At 65.5% G+C, this 1,297-nt stretch carries 3 protein-coding genes; 2 read left to right on the forward strand and 1 reads right to left on the reverse strand.

Annotated features, from left to right (window positions below):
- Positions 1-27: 27 nt before the first annotated feature.
- Positions 28-339: a hypothetical protein gene (locus tag ACOADB_RS25260; RefSeq protein WP_378605397.1), complete on the reverse strand. Its 312-nt coding sequence runs from the start codon at positions 337-339 to the stop codon at positions 28-30.
- A 44-nt stretch (positions 340-383) separates the two neighbouring features.
- Here ACOADB_RS25260 and ACOADB_RS25265 point away from each other — a divergent pair, with 44 nt between their 5' ends.
- Both ACOADB_RS25265 and ACOADB_RS25270 read left to right on the forward strand, forming a co-directional pair.
- Positions 384-656, forward strand: a complete 273-nt coding sequence (locus tag ACOADB_RS25265; protein WP_378605400.1) for a hypothetical protein — start codon at positions 384-386, stop codon at positions 654-656.
- Positions 657-725: 69 nt separating this feature from the next.
- On the forward strand, positions 726-1,187 hold the full coding sequence (locus ACOADB_RS25270) for a hypothetical protein (protein ID WP_378605403.1): 462 nt from the start codon (positions 726-728) through the stop codon (positions 1,185-1,187).
- Positions 1,188-1,297: the final 110 nt, after the last annotated feature.

Here is a 1,297-nt window from a genome sequence, read left to right on the forward strand (position 1 = left end):
GGCAGGCCGCCGCAGACCCGCTACCCCCTATCCGGTGAGCGTGCTCATGACCAGGAATGTCGACATGACAATCGCCGTGAAGTCGAGGACGGCCCCGCCGAAGACTGCTCGTCCGAGCAGCAGGCCCCAACGCCGAAAGACCATCCATGCCGCTGCGGTCGTGACCACGATGGGCACGGGAACCAGGTAGATCCAGAGACTGTCCTCGTTGAGCAGGCCGGGCTCGCGCGTTGCGATGAACGCCAGGGCGGCCAGGTTCAGCAGGGCACTGATCAGGAACACGACGGCGGCCGTTGCCCACGTCCGGAACTTTGGGTTCACGACGTCAGTGTCGGGCATGCCGGCCCGCGTTGAGGTCGATTGTGGGATGGGACCATGTGCAGATGGAACCGGAGGGCGAGGTGAAGCCCGGCAACTGGTATGAGGAACTGCTGTGGGACATCGCCGGCGGGCCTGTGTCCGTCGGCCGGTTCATCCTGGGTTGGATCTTGCTCCTGGCGGTCGCGCTCCTCGCAGCAAACCTGAGCGGAACGGTGAGCGACCCGCTGTCAGAGCGAGTGGTTGCACTCGTCTCGATCCCGTACTGGCTGTTGGTCTGTCCCGGGTGGGCGTTGCTCATCCGCCGCCGCCGAGATCGTCCTCACAGTTCTCAATGACGCGCCATGCGCGGCAGCTGGAGCTGCGAACCGGGAGCTTGCCTGCCACGAGAACGGAATACTGTCGCTGTGCGACGAGAGCCAGACGCTGACGCCTTCTTCCTGCTGCTTCTGTGCCTTGTCGCGCTGGCGGCCAGCGTCGTCGCCGTCCCGTTCGCCATCGCCGCCAGTAAGAACGAAGGCACCCCCGGCACTTTCACCGCGGTGGACAGAGACTGCGACCGCTACGCCTGCCACTGGACCGGAACTTTCGAGAGTGACGACGGCCAGATACTCGACAAACACGCATACTTCTCAGGCGAGGACGTCGAGAGAGCCGGCGACAAGGTTCGGGCCCAGAAGGGCGTCGCCGGTGACGAGTCGGTCTACTCTCCGGACAGCAAAGACTGGTTGTACATTCTGGTCGCCGATGTGGGGTGCCTTGCCTACGTGGTCTGGTACTTCCGAGCTCGGCGACGTAGCCGCCGCCGTGCACCCGAGACCACCGGTCACAACGAGGACCGCACTGCCGCCGAAGGCGGAGCCCGATGAGGGAAGCGTTCCGCAGGTCGACGCCCCGAACGCGCCAGATGTGATCAGACAGTGAGGTCTCACGGCCTCGCCCCGACATGCCGCTGGCCCCGCTGGCGGGCGGGGTGCGG

The sequence above is a fragment of the Nocardioides sp. CPCC 206348 genome, from assembly GCF_048654705.1.
Lineage (GTDB): Bacteria > Actinomycetota > Actinomycetes > Propionibacteriales > Nocardioidaceae > Nocardioides.